Raw genomic sequence first — 16,229 nt, forward strand, 5'->3', positions numbered from 1 at the left:
TTAGGTTACAGGCCACCAGCACCCCAAGTGCAAATACCCAAAATCATCCAAACTCAACCCATTTTACTGCAATGATTTACTATGGAAAAACTCTCTCAAGTAGTGGACCTAAATTGACAGCAGTTCAAATACAAGTTAAAGTTAAATAGCTTATCAATTTCGTAAAAATTAGTGATAGATTTTTACTCTTTGCATTTAACTGCAATATTAATCCTGCCGTGGTTAAGCCAATAAGTATAATTCCCATTATCCTCAGATCGACAGCACATGCTGTTGCAATAGAGTGCCATATACAATTTAAAGTATTTGGCTGAAAAATATAGCGAATCAATGTGTACGATGCAATAACAACAAATGACAGGAACGCCAAATCTTTTGTGTTATGAAATGCATCTCCGAAAATTCTTGGAGAAACTATGAGAAACAATGTTCCAAGTAATGCAATGGATGAATCTTGATAGCGAAAGAAAAGTATCTTATAAAAAAAAATTAAGCATATGCCAAATAAAATAAAATTAATATAATGCCGAAAATAATATATTTTTTCATCTTGTATTCCCAGAATTTTTACCAGGAATTCAACAGGCAATTCAAATGCTACTCCGTAATCTCTATCTTTCTGTCCCTGAAAAACATCTTCTGCTTTAATATGCCTGTTTTGAGGGTCTATAAATTCGGGTATTTTAAATAAATGGGCAATATAATTTAATGAGGTTTTACCAATTTCCCTTTGCTGTGGCTCGTCAACAGAAATTCCGTAATCTCTGTAAATAAGTGATCCAATAAAAATAAAAAAAATAAAAAAATAAATTGGATAATTTTTTGAAGATAGTAATTTATAGTTGATTTTCATGAACAAATTGCTTATTTTAAAAATTTATAAAGCCTTAAGCGATATTTATTTCTTTATGTAAAATTGATTTAGTCTTCTCTATTATCATATGATATTGAAGTCAATCTAAATTCATTTTTTACCTTTTGAGAACTGTAAATGACGCATACCAATATCTTGATTATTACAGCTTTAGAAAATGAGCTCGACCCCTTACTAGTGCCAAAGCGTTTTCATATAGCCCATACTGGTGCGGGCAAAATTAATGCCGCATTAGGCACCTTTAAAGCAATTCAAACTTTTAAGCCCAAATTGATTATTAACTTTGGAACTGCTGGAAAGATCAATTTACAAAATGCCGAGCTTTCTGGTTTAGTAGAAATTGCCCATGTAGTTCAGCGCGATATGATGGCAGAGCCCCTGGCGCCAAGGGGTCGCATTCCCCTGTCATCTCAACCCTTCATTTTTTCTTCTCAACATGGTTTTGCAATGTGTGGCACCGGTGATAGCTTTGTAACAAGCCCAGATCCCTGGTTATTTGAGCAAAAAATTGATTTGGTTGATATGGAGCTTTTTGGCATCGCCTCAGCGGCTTATGACCAAGAAATTCCTTGGCGGGCTTTTAAATACATTACTGATGACGCAAATGCCTCTGCAGGAAAAGAGTGGACTGACAAAATTGATCACGGGCAGAGCGCTTTTCTGAAGATTTTGGCTGATATTTAATACGGGAGCAAGGTTAAATTCAATTATTTATCAGCAGTTTTATCTTGGATGAAAATGTCGGATAGTAGCTCCAAATCACTCAAATCTGTTTTTTTACCCATTTTACTGGGCCTCATTTTGTTCGGCCTCATGGTAGGACTAAATGCACTAATCCCAAGTAATATTGGCTGGTTATTAAATAAACTCGATCCAGCGCAGCACTTTTTAGGCTGGGATTTTTTTAGAAATTCTCCTTGGGCTCTTCCACTTGGACTAAATCCAAGCTTTGGTCTAGACATCAGTAGCGCTATCGTTTATTCCGATTCGATTCCTTTATTTGCAATACCTTTTAAAGTCTTTGCATCTTTTCTGCCGAGCCCATTTCAATATTTTGGTTTATGGGCTTTGGTCTGCTTTGTTTTGCAGGCTTGGGTCTGTTGGAAATTAATTGAGTTAACCCTAGGAAAAATAGCCCAAGAAAATCCCGCGCTTCATTTTTTTGCTACCGGCTTATTATTTTTATGCCCCTCTTTTCTTTGGCGAATTAATACCCCCGCAGGAATGCACGCCTCTTTACTGGCACACTTTTTTATTTTGGCTAGCTTGTATCTTTTACTTAGTAATGAAACTAAAAATTGCTATAGGTATTGGCTGTTATTACTTTGCGGATCATTGTTAACGCATTTTTATTTGTTTGTGATAGTTGGCCTACTGTGGAGTGCAGACTATTTAGATCGATTGCATAGCCAATTTGCACAACGTAAGCTGAAATGCTTTTTTGAAATTACTTGTGCTCTCCTATTGGTTGGAGCGCTTAGCTGGCTGGTTGGGTATTTTTCCATTGGCGCCTCCTTGAATAGTGAGCGTGGCTATGGCTTTTTTGCCATGAATGTTCTAGGCTTAATCGACCCTAATGGCTGGTCTTATGTATTGCCTAATCTAAGCCCAAAAAATGACTGGGGCGAAGGATTTTCATTTCTTGGCTTAGGAATTATTCTGCTACTACTTTCCTGCATGCACAAACTTTGGTCATTTCGCAATCGGGCGCTCACATTCCTCCAAAGGCACCGTTTTTTAATTGCTTTAATGTGCCTTTTTATCCTGATAGCAATTACTCATCGTATCCACTTAGGTGGACAATTGATTATTTTGTCAATACCAGAGCGGGTCATTAGCGTATTGAATAACCTGCGTTCAGCAGCACGTTTGATGTGGCCAGTGCATTATTTAATTGTTTTAGGTGCCCTTACATTAATTGGTAAGGCGTATCCAAAAAAATGGTCTACTATTTTTTTCGCCCTTTTCTTTTTCATCCAACTTGGCGATACGAGCAAGGCTTGGCTTGTAAACCGGGCACAAATTAATGAAAATTTTTCTCAAGAGCTAGCCTCGCCAAAATTACAAAGCCAATTTTGGCAAGATGCAGCCCATTTTTATCAAAATATTATTGTTGTTCCGGCGATGAATTTACCCCCACATTGGGAGCAATTTGCAGCCTTAGCAGCTCGCTATCATCTTGGTACCAATTCTATCCATGCTGCACGTATTGATCAGCATAAAGAAAGAGTAAGTAATCTAAATTTAGAACGTGTACTTAACTCTGGTAATTTTTCAAAAGATTCGCTTTACATTCTGCAAAATAATGTTGTCATCTCGGCGCTTGGCAATTTAGGTGGGAATAATCTGCTGGCCAAAGTAAATGGTTTTAATGTACTTGCGCCTAACTGGGTCTCTTGTCACTTTTGTCAAGCGCTACCCCCCGCTGAAATATTAACCAAATCACAATTTCTAGAACTGAATGGCAGGCCCTTTACTTTCTCAGAAAAAAATTCTCGAGCTCCATATTATTTAAGAAGCGGCTGGGCTTTGCCAGAGGAATGGGGTGTTTGGTCCAATGGAAAAAAAGCGGTGTTAAATTTATTGATACCGTCTGCTACTAGCAAGTCCTTGACCTTGCATTACAAAGCATTTGTTAACCCTATTACGCATCCCCAGCTTGATTTTGATGTATTTATTAATGAAAAATGGTTTCAAAAATATAGAATCTCTCAATTTGAAGATAACCTACTCAAACTTGATTTAAATAAAGCCATGCACTCAGAAAAATACTTATCGATTGAGTTTAGAGTTTCAAATCCAGTCAAACCCGCTGTGCTTGGTTACAACAATGCTGACCACCGTGACTTAGGCATCGGGTTAACAACTGCTGTATTTGAATAAACTACGGTATTAATCTGCTTTTACCTCAATTTTTGTCTTTTTTACTATTTAAAAGGACTTAGATTAAATAATTACTTATTAAAATCAATGACTTATTGATTTATGTCTGTTTGATTTACTTAATAGCTATTTAGAAGTTAGTTAATTTTAACTATCAAGACCATACAAAAATACGATTTCACTACCTCAGAATATCTCCATAATGAACGTCTGGTAATACCAAAATACCTTCAGCAATTGAGGGTTTTGGACTTAACCCCAGAAATTAATTGTTTATTTTTTAGGAGTAATACGATGGCTAAAACTGTAAAAGGCACTAAGACAGAACAGTCTTTAAAAGAAGCATTTGCTGGCGAATCGCAAGCAAACCGCCGTTATTTGTATTTCGCAAACATGTCTGACATTGCTGGAGCAAATGATGTTGCTGCAGTATTTCGTTCGACTGCAGAAGGTGAAACTGGTCATGCCCATGGTCACATGGAATATTTGATCGATGGTGGCGCTGGTGACCCAGGTACTGGCATGCCCGCTAAAACGGTTGAAGATGTTCTTAAAGCAGCGGTTGCAGGCGAAACCCATGAGTACACTGATATGTACCCAGGCATGGCTAAAACAGCTCGTGAAGAAGGCTTTGATGAAATTGCTGACTGGTTTGAAACTTTAGCTAAAGCTGAACGTAGCCACGCTAATAAGTTCGCTAAGACCTTAGAAGCCCATTTAGCAAACGCCTAATTTGCTTTAGTTTTTTGTTACACGCATTACCAGCCGCCTGAGGTCTTGCTTGGGCGGCTTTTTTATTTCTACTCTAAGGCTTGTAAAATTAATCAATTCACCTTGCTGGAATTGCTGCTGTCTAGACCGTGACCCCAACTAATTAAGCAGCTATTGCTAAATGAGCAATAAAGCCAGAGCGACTTTCGCCTGCAGATTTGGCTTTTGCGTCTAACCTTGCTAATACTCTTTTGGGCAAGGTTATATTGATTCGTTCAATTTCATCTGAAAGTAGCGCTGGGTCAATTTCTGCTATAGCCCAAATCCACCCCTTAAATTCTTTTTTCTTTTGCAGCTCAGTAATAGAGCTTGGGTTGGGAATTGCTTGGCCAGCATCAAGCGCACACTCGATCCAGAGCTCGATAGCCTCTTTAGTATTTTCAATTGCTTCATCAACCCCTGAGTCGGCAGCCGAAAAACAACCAGGCAGATCGGGCACTACTACACCCCATGCAGTTTTTTTATCCCCCGCCTCTATTGCAATTGGATATTTCATTTTTAGTACTCCTATCATTTCAAGCTTGCTTGCTTCAACAGCTTTTGCACTAATCCCATACCAAGATCTTTTTTTGGGTGTGGCACACTGATGTGCCCCCATTTACATGGGTGAATAAAAATATGATGAGATCCTTTAATTCCCCTTAAGACCCAGCCATTTTCAATTAACTGCTTAATTAATTCTTTGCTCTTCATTAGCAAATTATAAATACACACTATACACACTTTTATAAAAGGTGTATTGATATACTCCGCCAACCCCCAATAAAAAAGGCCCCACTTAAAAGTGAAGCCTTTTTATTACGCTAATGAACTATCAAACAAGGCCGCAAGGGCCCTCTTAATTAAGCCTTCTTGGCGTGTGCGCTACACCAGCCTTTGGCTGTTACTTGCTTACCAGCAAATAAAGTACAGCCACCTGCTGCAGCACCAGCTTTACCTTGATACAGGGCACAGTTAGCACAATTTTGGCCGGCGACAAACTTAGGAAACTTAGCCTTGTCTACCTTGGCAGCATCTTCAACATAGCCGAGTGCAACTGCTTGGGGATCGGTTGGCGAAACCATGGCTTGCGCTTGAACACCATTGCTTAATGCCAAGCTAGCAGCGCCTGCTGCGGACAAAATCATAAATTGACGACGATTGGTTTTCATGCGAGCTCCATTGGGTTAAGAATTTCAACCGTGATCATAAATCACAAGTTGCTCATCCTAAATGAAGCTTCCATCTTATTGATTTAATTCACTATTTTCTTGAGAACGGTTCTCAATTCAATTTCTATCGCTGACTTAACTTACGACTTACGTTGCACTAAGGCTAAGAATTCACGACGGAGGTTGGAGTCTTTTAGAAATGAGCCGCGCATAACGCTATTAATCATTTTGGAATCGGGATCTTTTACTCCGCGCCACTGCATACAGAAATGATCGGCTTCCATCACTACTGCTAAGCCCGTGGGCTTAATTTTCTTTTCTAGAAGGTCGGCTAACTCTACTACCGCCTCTTCCTGAATTTGGGGTCGGCACATGACCCATTCAGTAATGCGTGAGTATTTTGAGAGGCCAATGAGGGCACTATCTTTATCGGGCAAAACGCCAATCCAAATTTTGCCCATGATGGGACATAAATGATGTGAGCATGCACTCCGAACGGTAATAGGGCCAATGATCATTAACTCATTGAGATGGGTAATATTGGGAAACTTGGTGAGCTCGGGTTGGCTGACATAGCGGCCATTGAAAACTTCATTGACAAACATCTTTGCCACTCGAAAGCTCGTATTACGCGTATTGTGATCACTTTCAGTATCGATCACTAAACTCTCGAGTACGCCTTGCATCTTCTGCGCCACTTCATCTACTAAACCCTCGAGATCGCCTGGCTTAATAAATTCCGCAATATTGTCGTTCGCATGAAAACGCGCTTTTTGCGCTTGGATACGGCGCCGTATTACTGTTGATAAAGGTATGCCATCTTCACTAGTGGCTTTCTTTAGGGAAGGTACTTTCTTTGCTACGAGAGTCTTTTTAATCGGCATCACTTCTTTCTGGTTTCTATTTTTATCTCTAAACTAATTCTGTTTTTGTTTGCGCCCTCTTTTTTGGAACGATTTAAATCTGCAAAAATATTGCCAATATACTCATCAATCCTAAAGTCCACGCAACGGTTCTCAGGGTTGGCCAATCGGCCAAGTAACACAGCACATACAAACAACGGGCAATGACAAATGCTACAGCGAAAAGATCAATTCTGCCTTGAGGCGCATGGGTAAAGGACGCGATGATGACTGCAGCAAAAAATAGGGGCAAGGATTCAAAGGTATTGGCTTGAGCTGCATTAGCACGCGCCCGAAATCCGGTTTGTTTAGCCAGCCATTCGCGCGGGCGGCTATTGTCGTAACCATCGAAGCCTTTTTTGGCAATTCCAGCACAAACGATGGGCAGAATTCCCATAAATAAAATACATGCAAATGCAATGGTCATTGCTTCATCTCCTTTTTATTTTTTTAGGTTTATTTTTTCTTACCAATGCGAGTTTCACTGCCATTCATTAAGTTCTGAATATTGCTGCGATGGCGCCAAATTAATAGGCCACACAGGATTACCAGGGCTAGCGCTACGGGATGAAAACCAAATAGGAAAACATAGTAGAACGGTGCAAATAATGCGGCAGCAATAGCTGCTAATGAAGAATATCGGGTGAAGAAAGCCACGATTAGCCAAGTACTTAAGGTAGCCAAACCTAAGAAGAAATGAATACCAAATAAGATACCGCAGGCTGTGGCTACGCCCTTACCACCCCTAAAGCCATGAAAGAGGGGGAATAAATGTCCCAAGAAAACCGCGATGATGACAGCACATAAAACCCACTCTTGCGAATCCGCAGGTGCTGCGCTCATGACCATCCGCGCAATCACAACCGCCAACCAACCCTTTAAGGCATCGCCGAGCAAAGTAAAAAAAGCCGCTTTTTTATTGCCCGTACGCAACACATTGGTTGCACCAGGATTTTTTGATCCATAGGTATAGGGATCGGGCAAAGCCATGCACTTACTCACCACCACCGCAAAGGAGATGGAGCCCAATAAATAAGCGCCCAGAATCAATAAAAAGGAAATTAACATACCGCTATCTTAAACAAGAGGCACGTTTTGAGCTTAAAAGTGAAAAACCGTACCGAAGTTTTTCTGCTTTTAAGCTCAAAACTGCTGGCGATGAAGTGAATTAGGCTAACCCCGAGGATGATGCTGTTGATGGATCGATTTGAGGCGCTCTCGAGCTACATGGGTGTAAATCTGCGTAGTTGAGATGTCAGCATGGCCCAGTAAAAGTTGTACGACCCGTAAATCGGCTCCATGGTTCAGTAAGTGAGTCGCAAACGCATGACGCAAAGTATGTGGTGATAAGGCAATGGGAATATTGGCAATCAGCGCATAACGCTTAATTAGGGCCCAAAAGGCTTGGCGGGTCAGGCCGCTTCCAGTATGGCGCCCGACAAAGACTTCATTACAGTTTTTACCTTCCAACAAAGGCACGCGCGCTTCGGCGAGATAACGTTTAAGCCATAAACCAGCCTCTGCACCAAATGGCACCAAGCGTTCTTTACCGCCCTTGCCATTCACAATGCGTACCACGCCCTCATTTAAGCCCAATGCAATCGTTTTGAGTGTGACGATTTCTGATACGCGTAAACCGCTGGCATACATCAATTCAAGCATGGTGCGATCGCGTAAGCCCAAGGGGGTGTCAACATTCGGTGCGTTGAGCAAGGCCACAATCTGCGCTTCACTTAAAGTTTTTGGAAAGCGCTGGGCCTGCTTAGCTGCACGCAACTTCATGCATGGGTCGCTCTTCACCAGATTGAGGCGCAAAGCATGGCGATAAAAGCGCTTAAACACCGTAAGGCGGCGATTTGCAGTGGTCGCTTTATCAGCGCGCCGATGGGCAATATAGGCGGTGAGTTCTTGTTCGCTCGCTGCGTATAAATCGGTCGATGAATGCGCTTGCAACCATTGTGCCAAGAGTAATAAATCCCGGCGATAGGCGGCTAAACTATTTGCTGCTAAACCATCTTCTAACCAACAAGCATCACAGAAGCGTTCTATTGCTTCCGTATTACTGGGAACCAACGCGCCCGAATTATTCACTGCAGTTCATCTGCGAAGTTCATCTTCGAAGTTAATCGCGAAAGTTATTAAAGCCTAAAGGTGATTCAGGTACATCTTTGCGCAGCATGGCCATCACCTCTTGCAAATCATCACGCTTGCCGCCCGTGACACGCACTGCATCGCCCTGAATACTAGCCTGCACTTTAATCTTACTGTCTTTAATAATACGTACTACTTTCTTGGCTAACTCGGCGGCAATGCCCTTTTGAATTTTCATGGTTTGCTTACGCTTATCACTGCCAATGGTTTCGAGTTTGTCATCTTTGAGGTAACGGACATCGACATTCCGTTTAGCCATTTTTCCGTACAAGACATCACGTACTTGGCCCAACTTAAAGTCATCATCGGCGTACAGCACAATTTGTTCTTCCTTTTGCTCTACCCGTGAATCAGAGCCCTTAAAATCGAAGCGGTTGGTAATTTCTTTATTGGCTTGCTCGAGGGCATTTTTGAGCTCAACCATATCGGGTTCACAAACAACATCAAATGAGGGCATGACTAACTCCTTTATTTGGCAAAATTTTTAAATAATTCTGTTAACGAATAAGATTGTGGCATGAACTCGACTCAAACTACCGGCCTAAACTGGGATGCCGGCTTACCCATACTGCGCAATACCCAATTGAGGGAGCGAAATTCCCTTGGTTTTGCTGCCACTGCTGAATTGAGTTGTGTTATTCGCTCTGCCGAGCAAATTCCCCTGCTGATGAGTACTGTTCTATCAACTAGCATGCCTTGGCGGGTTTTGGGAGGAGGCAGCAATGTGGTCTTACCTGCACATTTACCGGGCATAACCCTCTTGATGGAGATTAGTGGCCAAGCGCTTATTTCCAACGATCAGACTACGACCCAAATTCGGGTCGGTGCGGGTGTGAATTGGCATGAATTTGTTACTTGGTCTGTAGAGCAAGGTTTACCAGGACTAGAAAACCTCGCATTAATTCCAGGCACAACGGGTGCTGCACCGATCCAAAATATTGGCGCTTATGGGGTTGAAGTTAGCGACTTGATTCAATCGATCACTGCCTTTGACTGCACTGCCCAACAAGTTGTTGAGCTTACGCCTGCGGCTTGTCAGTTTGCTTATCGCGATAGTCTTTTTAAACGTCATCCACAGCGTTACATTATTTCTGCGGTAACCTTTTCATTACCCAACGCGTGGGCGCCACAATTGCAGTATGCCGATTTAACGAATTTCTTTTCTTCACAAAAAAATCTGCCAAGCCCGACTGCAATTTTTGACGCCGTCTGCACTATTCGGCAAAAAAAATTACCTGACCCAAAAGTAATTGGTAATGTGGGCAGCTTCTTTAAAAACCCCACAGTTAGCCAAACTCAATTGACCCAATTATTTAATACTTTCCCTAAGATGATTGCTTATCCGCAGAGCAATGGCTCGCATAAACTCGCGGCGGGATGGTTGATTGAGCAGTGCGGTTTTAAGGGGGCACAGAGGGGCGCTGTTGGCGTCTTCGAGAAACAAGCCTTGGTTCTAGTTAATCTCGGTAAGGGCACTGCTACAGAGCTCCTAACCCTAGCAAGCGAGATTCAATCAGCAGTGCAAGATCGCTTTGGCGTTTTGCTGGAGATTGAGCCTGTTCGAATGTAGTTGGGGGAAGTGGATCGAATAAATCAGTATTGCCTCTTTCAACCCAGCTTGCTAGATATTTAAATATGGCATAATATGGCATATATTGCCATTTATTTTATTAAAATGACCCTGAATATTTCACTTCCTATTGAGCTTGAGAACCGCGTGCGAGATCATGTTGCCTCAGGTATGTACAGCTCCGCAAGCGAAGTAATTAGAGAGGCGTTGCGCTTATTTGAATCCCTGCAGTCTACGCAACAACTTAAACTAGAGGCGCTCAAGCTTGATTTAGCAAAAGGCTTGGCTGATGTTGAAGCAAATAGAGTTGTGAGCCTAGATATTCAAAGTATTAAAGCTAGGGGTCGCGCCGCATTAAAAGCTAAAGGCTCTGTTTGACGAGAGAAGTTTGCTTTACTGTTAGCGCAGATGTTGATTTGGTTGAACTCTGGATCTACCTCGCTAAAAAAAATTTATCTGTGGCAAATAAGGCGCTTGAAATTATTGCTCGTGAAACGCAAACCTTGCGTGTATTTCCATTCATGGGTAGGCTGAGGCCAGATATTAAAGATGGTATTCGCAGTTGGCCATCTGAAACAAAATATATTTTCTTTTACTTATTTGACCACCGCTTACTCAAAATTGTTCGTGTTTTGCACCACACTAGAGACAGCACTAAAGTTGAATTTAATGAAACTACAAATAGCCTGGGAACAATTGAATAAATCGGTTGCGCTTGCCCCTATTCACAATCGAAAACAATACGCAAAGATGGTTCAGTTGGCTGACCTTCTCACCGATGTCATTGGTCATACAAAAAAACATCCGCTAATTGATTTATTAGAAATTATTGCTGAACTGATCCGTGTTTATGATGCCGAACATTTCGCTGTACCTAATGCAAGTCCACGGGCTGTATTGACTCTTTTGATGAAAGAGCATGGGCTCTCACAAGCCGATCTTCCCGAGGTTGGCAATCAAAGCGTGATATCAATGCTGCTTTCTGGTGCCCGCAATCCTAATATAAGACAAATTCGGGCTCTATCAAAACGTTTTGCCGTGCCAGCAACCGTCTTTTTTTAAACCTTAGAGCGGCTTCACGGCCCCCAAGACAATTTCTGCCTCGCCTTCAGCAAGTCGCACTTGAAGCGTTTCTTGGGGCCTTAATTCATCTGGATTACGCACCGCATGAGTTTGCTCACCCATCCCCCGCATGATGACCGCATAGCCCCGCTCAAGCGTGCGCTGGGGGTTAAGCGCTTCTAGCTGGGCGCCCAAATGGGTTTGGCCCTGTTGCCAACTTTCTATTCGCACTAACCACGATTGACTTAAGCGTTGCCGTAAAAACGTTAATTGCTCGCGCATCCGTTCAGGGTTAGGCAAGGCATGATTCAAACGTAAGGCCAATTGATCTAAGGTTTGTGCTTCGCGCTCAAGCCGCAAGGTCAGCCTTTGCAGTAAGGCTTGCTGAAAACTGGCTAACTCGCTGAGTAATTGATCGCGGCGAGGCGCGGCTAGCTCGGCGGCGCCAGTGGGTGTTGGCGCCCGAACATCTGCAACAAAATCTGCGATAGTGAAATCGGTTTCGTGACCAACCCCACTCACTACGGGAATGGTGGAGTCGGCAAGCGCATAGGCCAATTGCTCGTCATTAAAAGCCCAAAGATCTTCGATGCTACCGCCGCCCCGCACTAACAAAATAACATCAACTTCAGCTTCTACATTGGCCGCTTTTAAGGCGGCAATGATTCCAGCGGGGGCTTCGGGCCCCTGCACAAGAGTGGGATAAATCACAATGGGAATATGCGGTGCACGCCGCGCTAAAGTACTGAGCACATCTTTTAGTGCCGCTGCTTGTGGTGAAGTGATGATGCCAATGGCGCGGGGATGAGTCGGAATTGCTTGTTTAGCTTCTTCGGCAAATAAACCTGCTTTCGCCAATTTTTCTTTTAATTTAAGAAAAGCTTCGTAAAGACCACCTAAGCCTGCTTTGCGCATCACTTGCACAGTCAGTTGCACATCACCTCGTGGAACATACAAACCTAAGCTGGCACCCACTTCAACCAAATCACCAGATTGGGGCATAAAGCCCACTTGACCATTGCGTCCCCGAAACATCACACAACGAATTTGACCCTCTTCATCCTTTAATGAGAAGTACCAATGCCCGCTGTCATATGCCTTGAAATTGGATATCTCCCCGCTAACCCATACTGTATCGAAATGCTCTTGTAAGGATTCAGCAATTGCGCGGTTAAGCTCGCCAACGGTGAGTACTGACCTTGATATTTCCGACATATTTATTATTCTATTCAATCAAAATGGGGCTTCTAGGGTGATTTTTTGTGCTTCTTTTGTAATACATATCCACAGGTGGAAAATTTCTTACTGCCAAGTATTGAAAGTAAACACTAACTTACCCAAAGCGTGGCATAAAACAGACATATTTTTTGTAACTCATTGATTTAATTCAATAAATATTGCTATTTTTACCTTACTGAAAATTGATAAATTAATCACTTTACCGAAAAATCAATCACTTAGCTTGGCCCCTTAAAAAAGTTTTGCACAGAGTTATCCACAGGCTTGACTCGTACTTTCCGTTTAGTTTGCTAAAGTACTGAAAGTCTATGTATACCATCTTACTTGCAGCCGGTTGGCCCATTTGGCCTCTTTTAGCAGTCTCTATTTTTGGCCTAGCCATTCTGATTGAGCGAAGCTGGTATTTACGTAAAAAACGGGTTTTGCCGCCGCGGGTTTTGCAGGAAGCCTTCGAACTAGGTTTGCAGGTAAACCAGAGTGTCGCTGGCAAGCAATCAAATCCCCATTTCGCCGATTTGATTCGCGCAATTGCAAATTCTTCACCTGTAGGTTCGCTCTTGGCGTGCGCTCTGGCAGAAAAGATGGCGGGTCAGCCCGCTAACGATGCCCTAGAAGAGCTTCAGGCCACCGCTGAGGCAGTTTGGCTGAAGCTAGACCGTTACTTAGGTGCACTCGCAACCATCGCCACCGTAGCACCCTTGCTCGGCTTATTTGGCACAGTCGTGGGCATGATTGAAATCTTTGGCAGTCAAGGAAGTGCTGTTGGTAACCCATTACAACTAGCGCATGGTATTTCGGTGGCACTTTACAACACTGCCTTTGGTTTATTAATTGCCATTCCCGCTTTAGCTGCTTGGCGGCTCTTACGCTCAATGGCCGATCAACGCCAACGCGAGTGTGAAGAATTTACCCGCCAATTATTTAAAAAACTCTACCCCGCCGCTAATGATGAATAAAAATCAAGCTAGCGTTGGACGTTTTTCTTTAAGAAAAAATCACGGCCTGTTTCTTAGTCGGACTTCTGCTGGCGCCACTACACCCCCAGAAATTAATTTAATTCCATTTATTGATGTCTTACTGGTTATTTTAATTTTCTTAATGATCTCGACGACTTTTACACGCTTTCAAGAATTGGCCATCGCCTTACCAAACGCAAGTACTACTGATTCTGCAAATCAAAGTCAGCAAATTCATTTAGCAGTAAGTCGCGATGGACGCTATGCGCTAAATGGGCGCATCGTTAGTACTGAGCAGCTCAGCAACGCTTTAGCGCAGCTGGCCATTGCTAAGCCTGCTGGTACTAACTCTAGCGATACTAAGTCAGCCCTGCAAGTAAGCATTGATGCTGATGCCCGTGCATCTCATCAGGCCGTGATGACAGCGCTAGAAGCTGCCCGTGATGCCAATTTAAGTAATATTGTTTTTACTAGCCAAACCAAATAAGTAGATGCTGCCTAAGATATGCTGACCATATGCTAACGGCGCCACAATTTTGGGATAACCGCAATTTATTCAGCCGCTTGCTGAGTTATGCGCTCTGGCCACTAGCGCTCATCTACGGTTGGTTCTTAAGTTTACGCAACGTAGCTCAAGATTTCAATTTTGCTAAAGCTGCGCCGGTGCCAATCATCATCGTTGGTAATCTTCGGGTGGGTGGCACAGGCAAAACCCCAATTGTGATTGCGCTTGCGCTACAACTGAAGGCGCTGGGCTGGCACCCCGGGATTATTAGTCGGGGATATTTAAGTGCCGACAGTAAGAAAAAGTCTACCCACTACCATGCCACAAAATTGCGGGAAGCGATCGAAGTAACGCCACGCTCTGATCCTGCAATAGTTGGCGATGAACCGGTTTTGATTGCGCAAAAAACCCATGGCACCATTCCCCTTTGGGTTCAGGCAAATCGGCGTAAAAGTATTGCCGCATTGCTCAATAAAAATCCTCAGGTCAATGTGATCATTAGTGATGATGGCCTGCAGAATTTTGGCCTCCCGCGTTGGCCTGCCCGTGAAGGCGGTCGAGATATTGAATTAGTGGTGCGTGATAGCCGTGGCGAAGGGAATGGTTTTTTATTACCCGCGGGCCCACTGCGCGAATCTGCTCTGCGTGAACGCGATGCCACGCTCATGACTAGTGTCGAAATTGATAGCGCTACTGACCCTAATTATTTTTTAGAACAGCGGGCGGTTTATCTCTCGCCTGAAATAGGCTTAGCTTATAGTTTGAATGATCATTCTTTGCAATATTCATTGGCAGAAATTGCGCAAATGTTTGCTCCCACAACGATCGTTGCTATAGCTGCCCTCGGTAACCCCAGTCGCTTTTTTGCTTGCTTAAATGAACATGGTCTTGAACCACGGTGCATTGCCTTACCTGATCACAGTAGTTACTCGAGTGAGTTTTTTGCTGAAATAAAGGCCGAGTGTATTTTAATTACTGAAAAGGATGCCGTAAAATGTCGACATATTGTTGATGAACGCATTTGGGTGGTGCCGATGAAAGTTACCCTGTCAACTGATTTTATGACCTGGGTCATCTCGATTATTTCTCGTCCTGATCCGCGCCTGAAATAACATCACTATTAACTTAATATGAATGTGTAACTGGATAAGGAAAAGACATAATGGATAAACGCTTATTAGATGTTTTGGTTTGCCCCTTGTGCAAAGGTCCACTGCATTTCGATGCCAGTAAAAAAGAGTTGATTTGTAAGGTCGATAAATTAGCCTACCCAATTCGAGATGACATTCCCGTGATGCTAGTCGATGAAGCGCGCAGCCTGACGCCTGACGAAATCTTTTCTTAATTACTCTTTACTTCTTCGCCCTGAACACAAGATGAGTTCAACTGCCCCATTAAATGAATTCATTGTGCTCATTCCAGCTCGTCTTGATTCAACCCGCTTGCCGCGTAAACCACTAGCTGATATTGCAGGTAAGCCCATGGTGGTAAGAGTGGCAGAGCAAGCCAGAAAATCGCTAGCCAAAAAAGTTATCGTTGCCACTGACTCTACAGAAATACAAGCAGCCTGCGCCTTACATCAAATTGAGTGTGTGATGACGCGAGCAGATCATTTAACTGGCACCGATCGCTTAGCCGAGGTGGCCCAATTGCTTGCACTGAAACCCAATGATGTGGTGGTGAATGTACAAGGCGATGAACCTTTAATTCCGCCTGCATTAATTAATCAAGTAGCGCTCACTCTCCTAACGCATTCACACGCTGCAATTGCGACTGCTGCAGTGGCAATTGCAGACGCTAATGAAATTGCCAGTCCTCATGTTGTTAAGGTGGTGCTGAATCAGGCTGGTGAGGCTCTGTATTTTTCACGCTCAGCCATCCCATTTTGCCGTGATGTCTCAGCAGAGAGCGCTAAACTAGCTTCCCCCAAGCCAACTTACCACCGCCACTTAGGCATCTACGCCTATCGGGCCAACTTTCTTTTGGCTTATGCGCAATTAAGCGCTGCCCCCCCTGAAATAGCTGAATCACTTGAGCAGCTACGGGCTTTATGGCATGGCTATCCAATACAAGTCTGTATTGCTAATGAAGCCCCGCCCGCTGGCGTTGATACCCCCGAAGATCTCGAGCTGGTGAGGGCCATCTGGCAATAGGCGCAACACCAC

General features: G+C 43.3%; 23 protein-coding genes. 13 read left to right on the forward strand and 10 right to left on the reverse strand.

Going from position 1 to position 16,229, the window contains the following annotated elements:
• Window positions 1–124: 124 nt before the first annotated feature.
• Window positions 125–853 (reverse strand): hypothetical protein, encoded by a 729-nt coding sequence (locus LZT21_RS00005; protein WP_233989027.1) that lies wholly within the window; start codon window positions 851–853, stop codon window positions 125–127.
• Between the two features lie 138 nt (window positions 854–991).
• Between LZT21_RS00005 and LZT21_RS00010 the strand changes: the two genes are divergently transcribed.
• The 3 genes from LZT21_RS00010 (at window position 992) to LZT21_RS00020 (ending at window position 4,489) form a co-directional block, all read left to right on the forward strand.
• Window positions 992–1,558, forward strand: a complete 567-nt coding sequence (locus LZT21_RS00010) for a 5'-methylthioadenosine nucleosidase (protein WP_233989028.1) — start codon at window positions 992–994, stop codon at window positions 1,556–1,558.
• Window positions 1,559–1,612: 54 nt separating this feature from the next.
• Window positions 1,613–3,757: a DUF6311 domain-containing protein gene (locus tag LZT21_RS00015; RefSeq protein ID WP_233989029.1), complete on the forward strand. Its 2,145-nt coding sequence runs from the start codon at window positions 1,613–1,615 to the stop codon at window positions 3,755–3,757.
• A 294-nt stretch (window positions 3,758–4,051) separates the two neighbouring features.
• Window positions 4,052–4,489: a rubrerythrin family protein gene (locus tag LZT21_RS00020; protein WP_233989030.1), complete on the forward strand. Its 438-nt coding sequence runs from the start codon at window positions 4,052–4,054 to the stop codon at window positions 4,487–4,489.
• Window positions 4,490–4,631: 142 nt separating this feature from the next.
• Here LZT21_RS00020 and LZT21_RS00025 read toward each other — a convergent pair whose 3' ends face one another.
• The 5 genes from LZT21_RS00025 to LZT21_RS00045 all read right to left on the reverse strand — a co-directional run bounded on the left by LZT21_RS00025 (window position 4,632) and on the right by LZT21_RS00045 (window position 7,008).
• A complete protein-coding gene (locus tag LZT21_RS00025; RefSeq protein ID WP_233923020.1) occupies window positions 4,632–5,024 on the reverse strand; it encodes a type II toxin-antitoxin system HicB family antitoxin in 393 nt (130 codons plus the stop codon).
• 14 nt (window positions 5,025–5,038) lie between these two features.
• The gene (locus LZT21_RS00030; RefSeq protein WP_233923370.1) at window positions 5,039–5,221 is read right to left on the reverse strand and encodes a type II toxin-antitoxin system HicA family toxin; all 183 of its coding nucleotides are present in this window, start codon (window positions 5,219–5,221) and stop codon (window positions 5,039–5,041) included.
• A 149-nt stretch (window positions 5,222–5,370) separates the two neighbouring features.
• Window positions 5,371–5,679, reverse strand: coding sequence for a high-potential iron-sulfur protein (locus LZT21_RS00035; RefSeq protein WP_233989031.1), 309 nt, complete (start codon window positions 5,677–5,679; stop codon window positions 5,371–5,373).
• A gap of 140 nt (window positions 5,680–5,819) precedes the next feature.
• Entirely contained in the window at window positions 5,820–6,563 is a 744-nt protein-coding gene (gene folE, locus LZT21_RS00040) for a GTP cyclohydrolase I (protein WP_233989032.1), read from the reverse strand.
• A 73-nt stretch (window positions 6,564–6,636) separates the two neighbouring features.
• Window positions 6,637–7,008, reverse strand: a complete 372-nt coding sequence (locus tag LZT21_RS00045; protein WP_233935038.1) for an MAPEG family protein — start codon at window positions 7,006–7,008, stop codon at window positions 6,637–6,639.
• On the opposite strand from LZT21_RS00045, the gene LZT21_RS11890 reads away from it, so the two are divergent.
• On the forward strand, window positions 6,990–7,079 hold the full coding sequence (locus LZT21_RS11890; protein WP_370634739.1) for an SVM family protein: 90 nt from the start codon (window positions 6,990–6,992) through the stop codon (window positions 7,077–7,079). The genes LZT21_RS00045 and LZT21_RS11890 overlap by 19 nt on opposite strands.
• On the opposite strand, the gene plsY is transcribed toward LZT21_RS11890, so the two are convergent.
• The 3 genes from plsY to LZT21_RS00060 form a co-directional block, all read right to left on the reverse strand.
• The gene (gene plsY, locus LZT21_RS00050; protein WP_233923024.1) at window positions 7,038–7,649 is read right to left on the reverse strand and encodes a glycerol-3-phosphate 1-O-acyltransferase PlsY; all 612 of its coding nucleotides are present in this window, start codon (window positions 7,647–7,649) and stop codon (window positions 7,038–7,040) included. The two genes, LZT21_RS11890 and plsY, sit on opposite strands and share 42 nt — an antisense overlap.
• Window positions 7,650–7,754: 105 nt before the next feature.
• Entirely contained in the window at window positions 7,755–8,672 is a 918-nt protein-coding gene (xerD, locus tag LZT21_RS00055) for a site-specific tyrosine recombinase XerD (RefSeq protein WP_233989033.1), read from the reverse strand.
• A 31-nt stretch (window positions 8,673–8,703) separates the two neighbouring features.
• Complete coding sequence (locus LZT21_RS00060; protein ID WP_233923026.1) at window positions 8,704–9,189, reverse strand: YajQ family cyclic di-GMP-binding protein; 486 nt, start codon at window positions 9,187–9,189, stop codon at window positions 8,704–8,706.
• Window positions 9,190–9,249: 60 nt separating this feature from the next.
• On the opposite strand from LZT21_RS00060, the gene murB reads away from it, so the two are divergent.
• From murB to LZT21_RS00080, 4 genes are all read left to right on the forward strand, one after another.
• On the forward strand, window positions 9,250–10,302 hold the full coding sequence (gene murB, locus LZT21_RS00065; protein WP_233989034.1) for a UDP-N-acetylmuramate dehydrogenase: 1,053 nt from the start codon (window positions 9,250–9,252) through the stop codon (window positions 10,300–10,302).
• Between the two features lie 75 nt (window positions 10,303–10,377).
• Entirely contained in the window at window positions 10,378–10,680 is a 303-nt protein-coding gene (locus LZT21_RS00070) for a type II toxin-antitoxin system ParD family antitoxin (RefSeq protein ID WP_233935030.1), read from the forward strand.
• On the forward strand, window positions 10,677–11,006 hold the full coding sequence (locus LZT21_RS00075; protein ID WP_233935029.1) for a type II toxin-antitoxin system RelE/ParE family toxin: 330 nt from the start codon (window positions 10,677–10,679) through the stop codon (window positions 11,004–11,006). The genes LZT21_RS00070 and LZT21_RS00075 overlap by 4 nt, the downstream gene beginning before the upstream one ends.
• On the forward strand, window positions 10,972–11,364 hold the full coding sequence (locus tag LZT21_RS00080) for a type II toxin-antitoxin system HigA family antitoxin (RefSeq protein WP_233935025.1): 393 nt from the start codon (window positions 10,972–10,974) through the stop codon (window positions 11,362–11,364). The genes LZT21_RS00075 and LZT21_RS00080 overlap by 35 nt, the downstream gene beginning before the upstream one ends.
• A gap of 3 nt (window positions 11,365–11,367) precedes the next feature.
• On the opposite strand, the gene xseA is transcribed toward LZT21_RS00080, so the two are convergent.
• Window positions 11,368–12,579 carry an exodeoxyribonuclease VII large subunit gene (gene xseA, locus LZT21_RS00085; RefSeq protein WP_233989035.1) on the reverse strand — a complete coding sequence of 404 codons (1,212 nt, stop codon included), beginning with the start codon at window positions 12,577–12,579 and terminating at the stop codon, window positions 11,368–11,370.
• Between the two features lie 332 nt (window positions 12,580–12,911).
• Between xseA and LZT21_RS00090 the strand changes: the two genes are divergently transcribed.
• The 5 genes from LZT21_RS00090 to kdsB are packed head-to-tail and all read left to right on the forward strand — an operon-like array spanning window position 12,912 to window position 16,217.
• Window positions 12,912–13,559 (forward strand): MotA/TolQ/ExbB proton channel family protein, encoded by a 648-nt coding sequence (locus LZT21_RS00090; protein WP_233989036.1) that lies wholly within the window; start codon window positions 12,912–12,914, stop codon window positions 13,557–13,559.
• A complete protein-coding gene (locus tag LZT21_RS00095) occupies window positions 13,549–14,046 on the forward strand; it encodes a biopolymer transporter ExbD (RefSeq protein WP_233989037.1) in 498 nt (165 codons plus the stop codon). Before LZT21_RS00090 ends, LZT21_RS00095 begins: the two co-directional genes overlap by 11 nt.
• Window positions 14,047–14,075: 29 nt before the next feature.
• Window positions 14,076–15,176, forward strand: a complete 1,101-nt coding sequence (lpxK, locus tag LZT21_RS00100) for a tetraacyldisaccharide 4'-kinase (protein ID WP_233989038.1) — start codon at window positions 14,076–14,078, stop codon at window positions 15,174–15,176.
• A 50-nt stretch (window positions 15,177–15,226) separates the two neighbouring features.
• The gene (locus LZT21_RS00105) at window positions 15,227–15,409 is read left to right on the forward strand and encodes a Trm112 family protein (protein ID WP_233923035.1); all 183 of its coding nucleotides are present in this window, start codon (window positions 15,227–15,229) and stop codon (window positions 15,407–15,409) included.
• A gap of 31 nt (window positions 15,410–15,440) precedes the next feature.
• Window positions 15,441–16,217, forward strand: a complete 777-nt coding sequence (kdsB, locus tag LZT21_RS00110) for a 3-deoxy-manno-octulosonate cytidylyltransferase (protein ID WP_233989039.1) — start codon at window positions 15,441–15,443, stop codon at window positions 16,215–16,217.
• Window positions 16,218–16,229 lie beyond the last annotated feature (12 nt).

Source organism: Polynucleobacter sp. IMCC 30228, from assembly GCF_021395205.1.
In the GTDB taxonomy this organism is placed as follows: Bacteria; Pseudomonadota; Gammaproteobacteria; order Burkholderiales; family Burkholderiaceae; genus Polynucleobacter.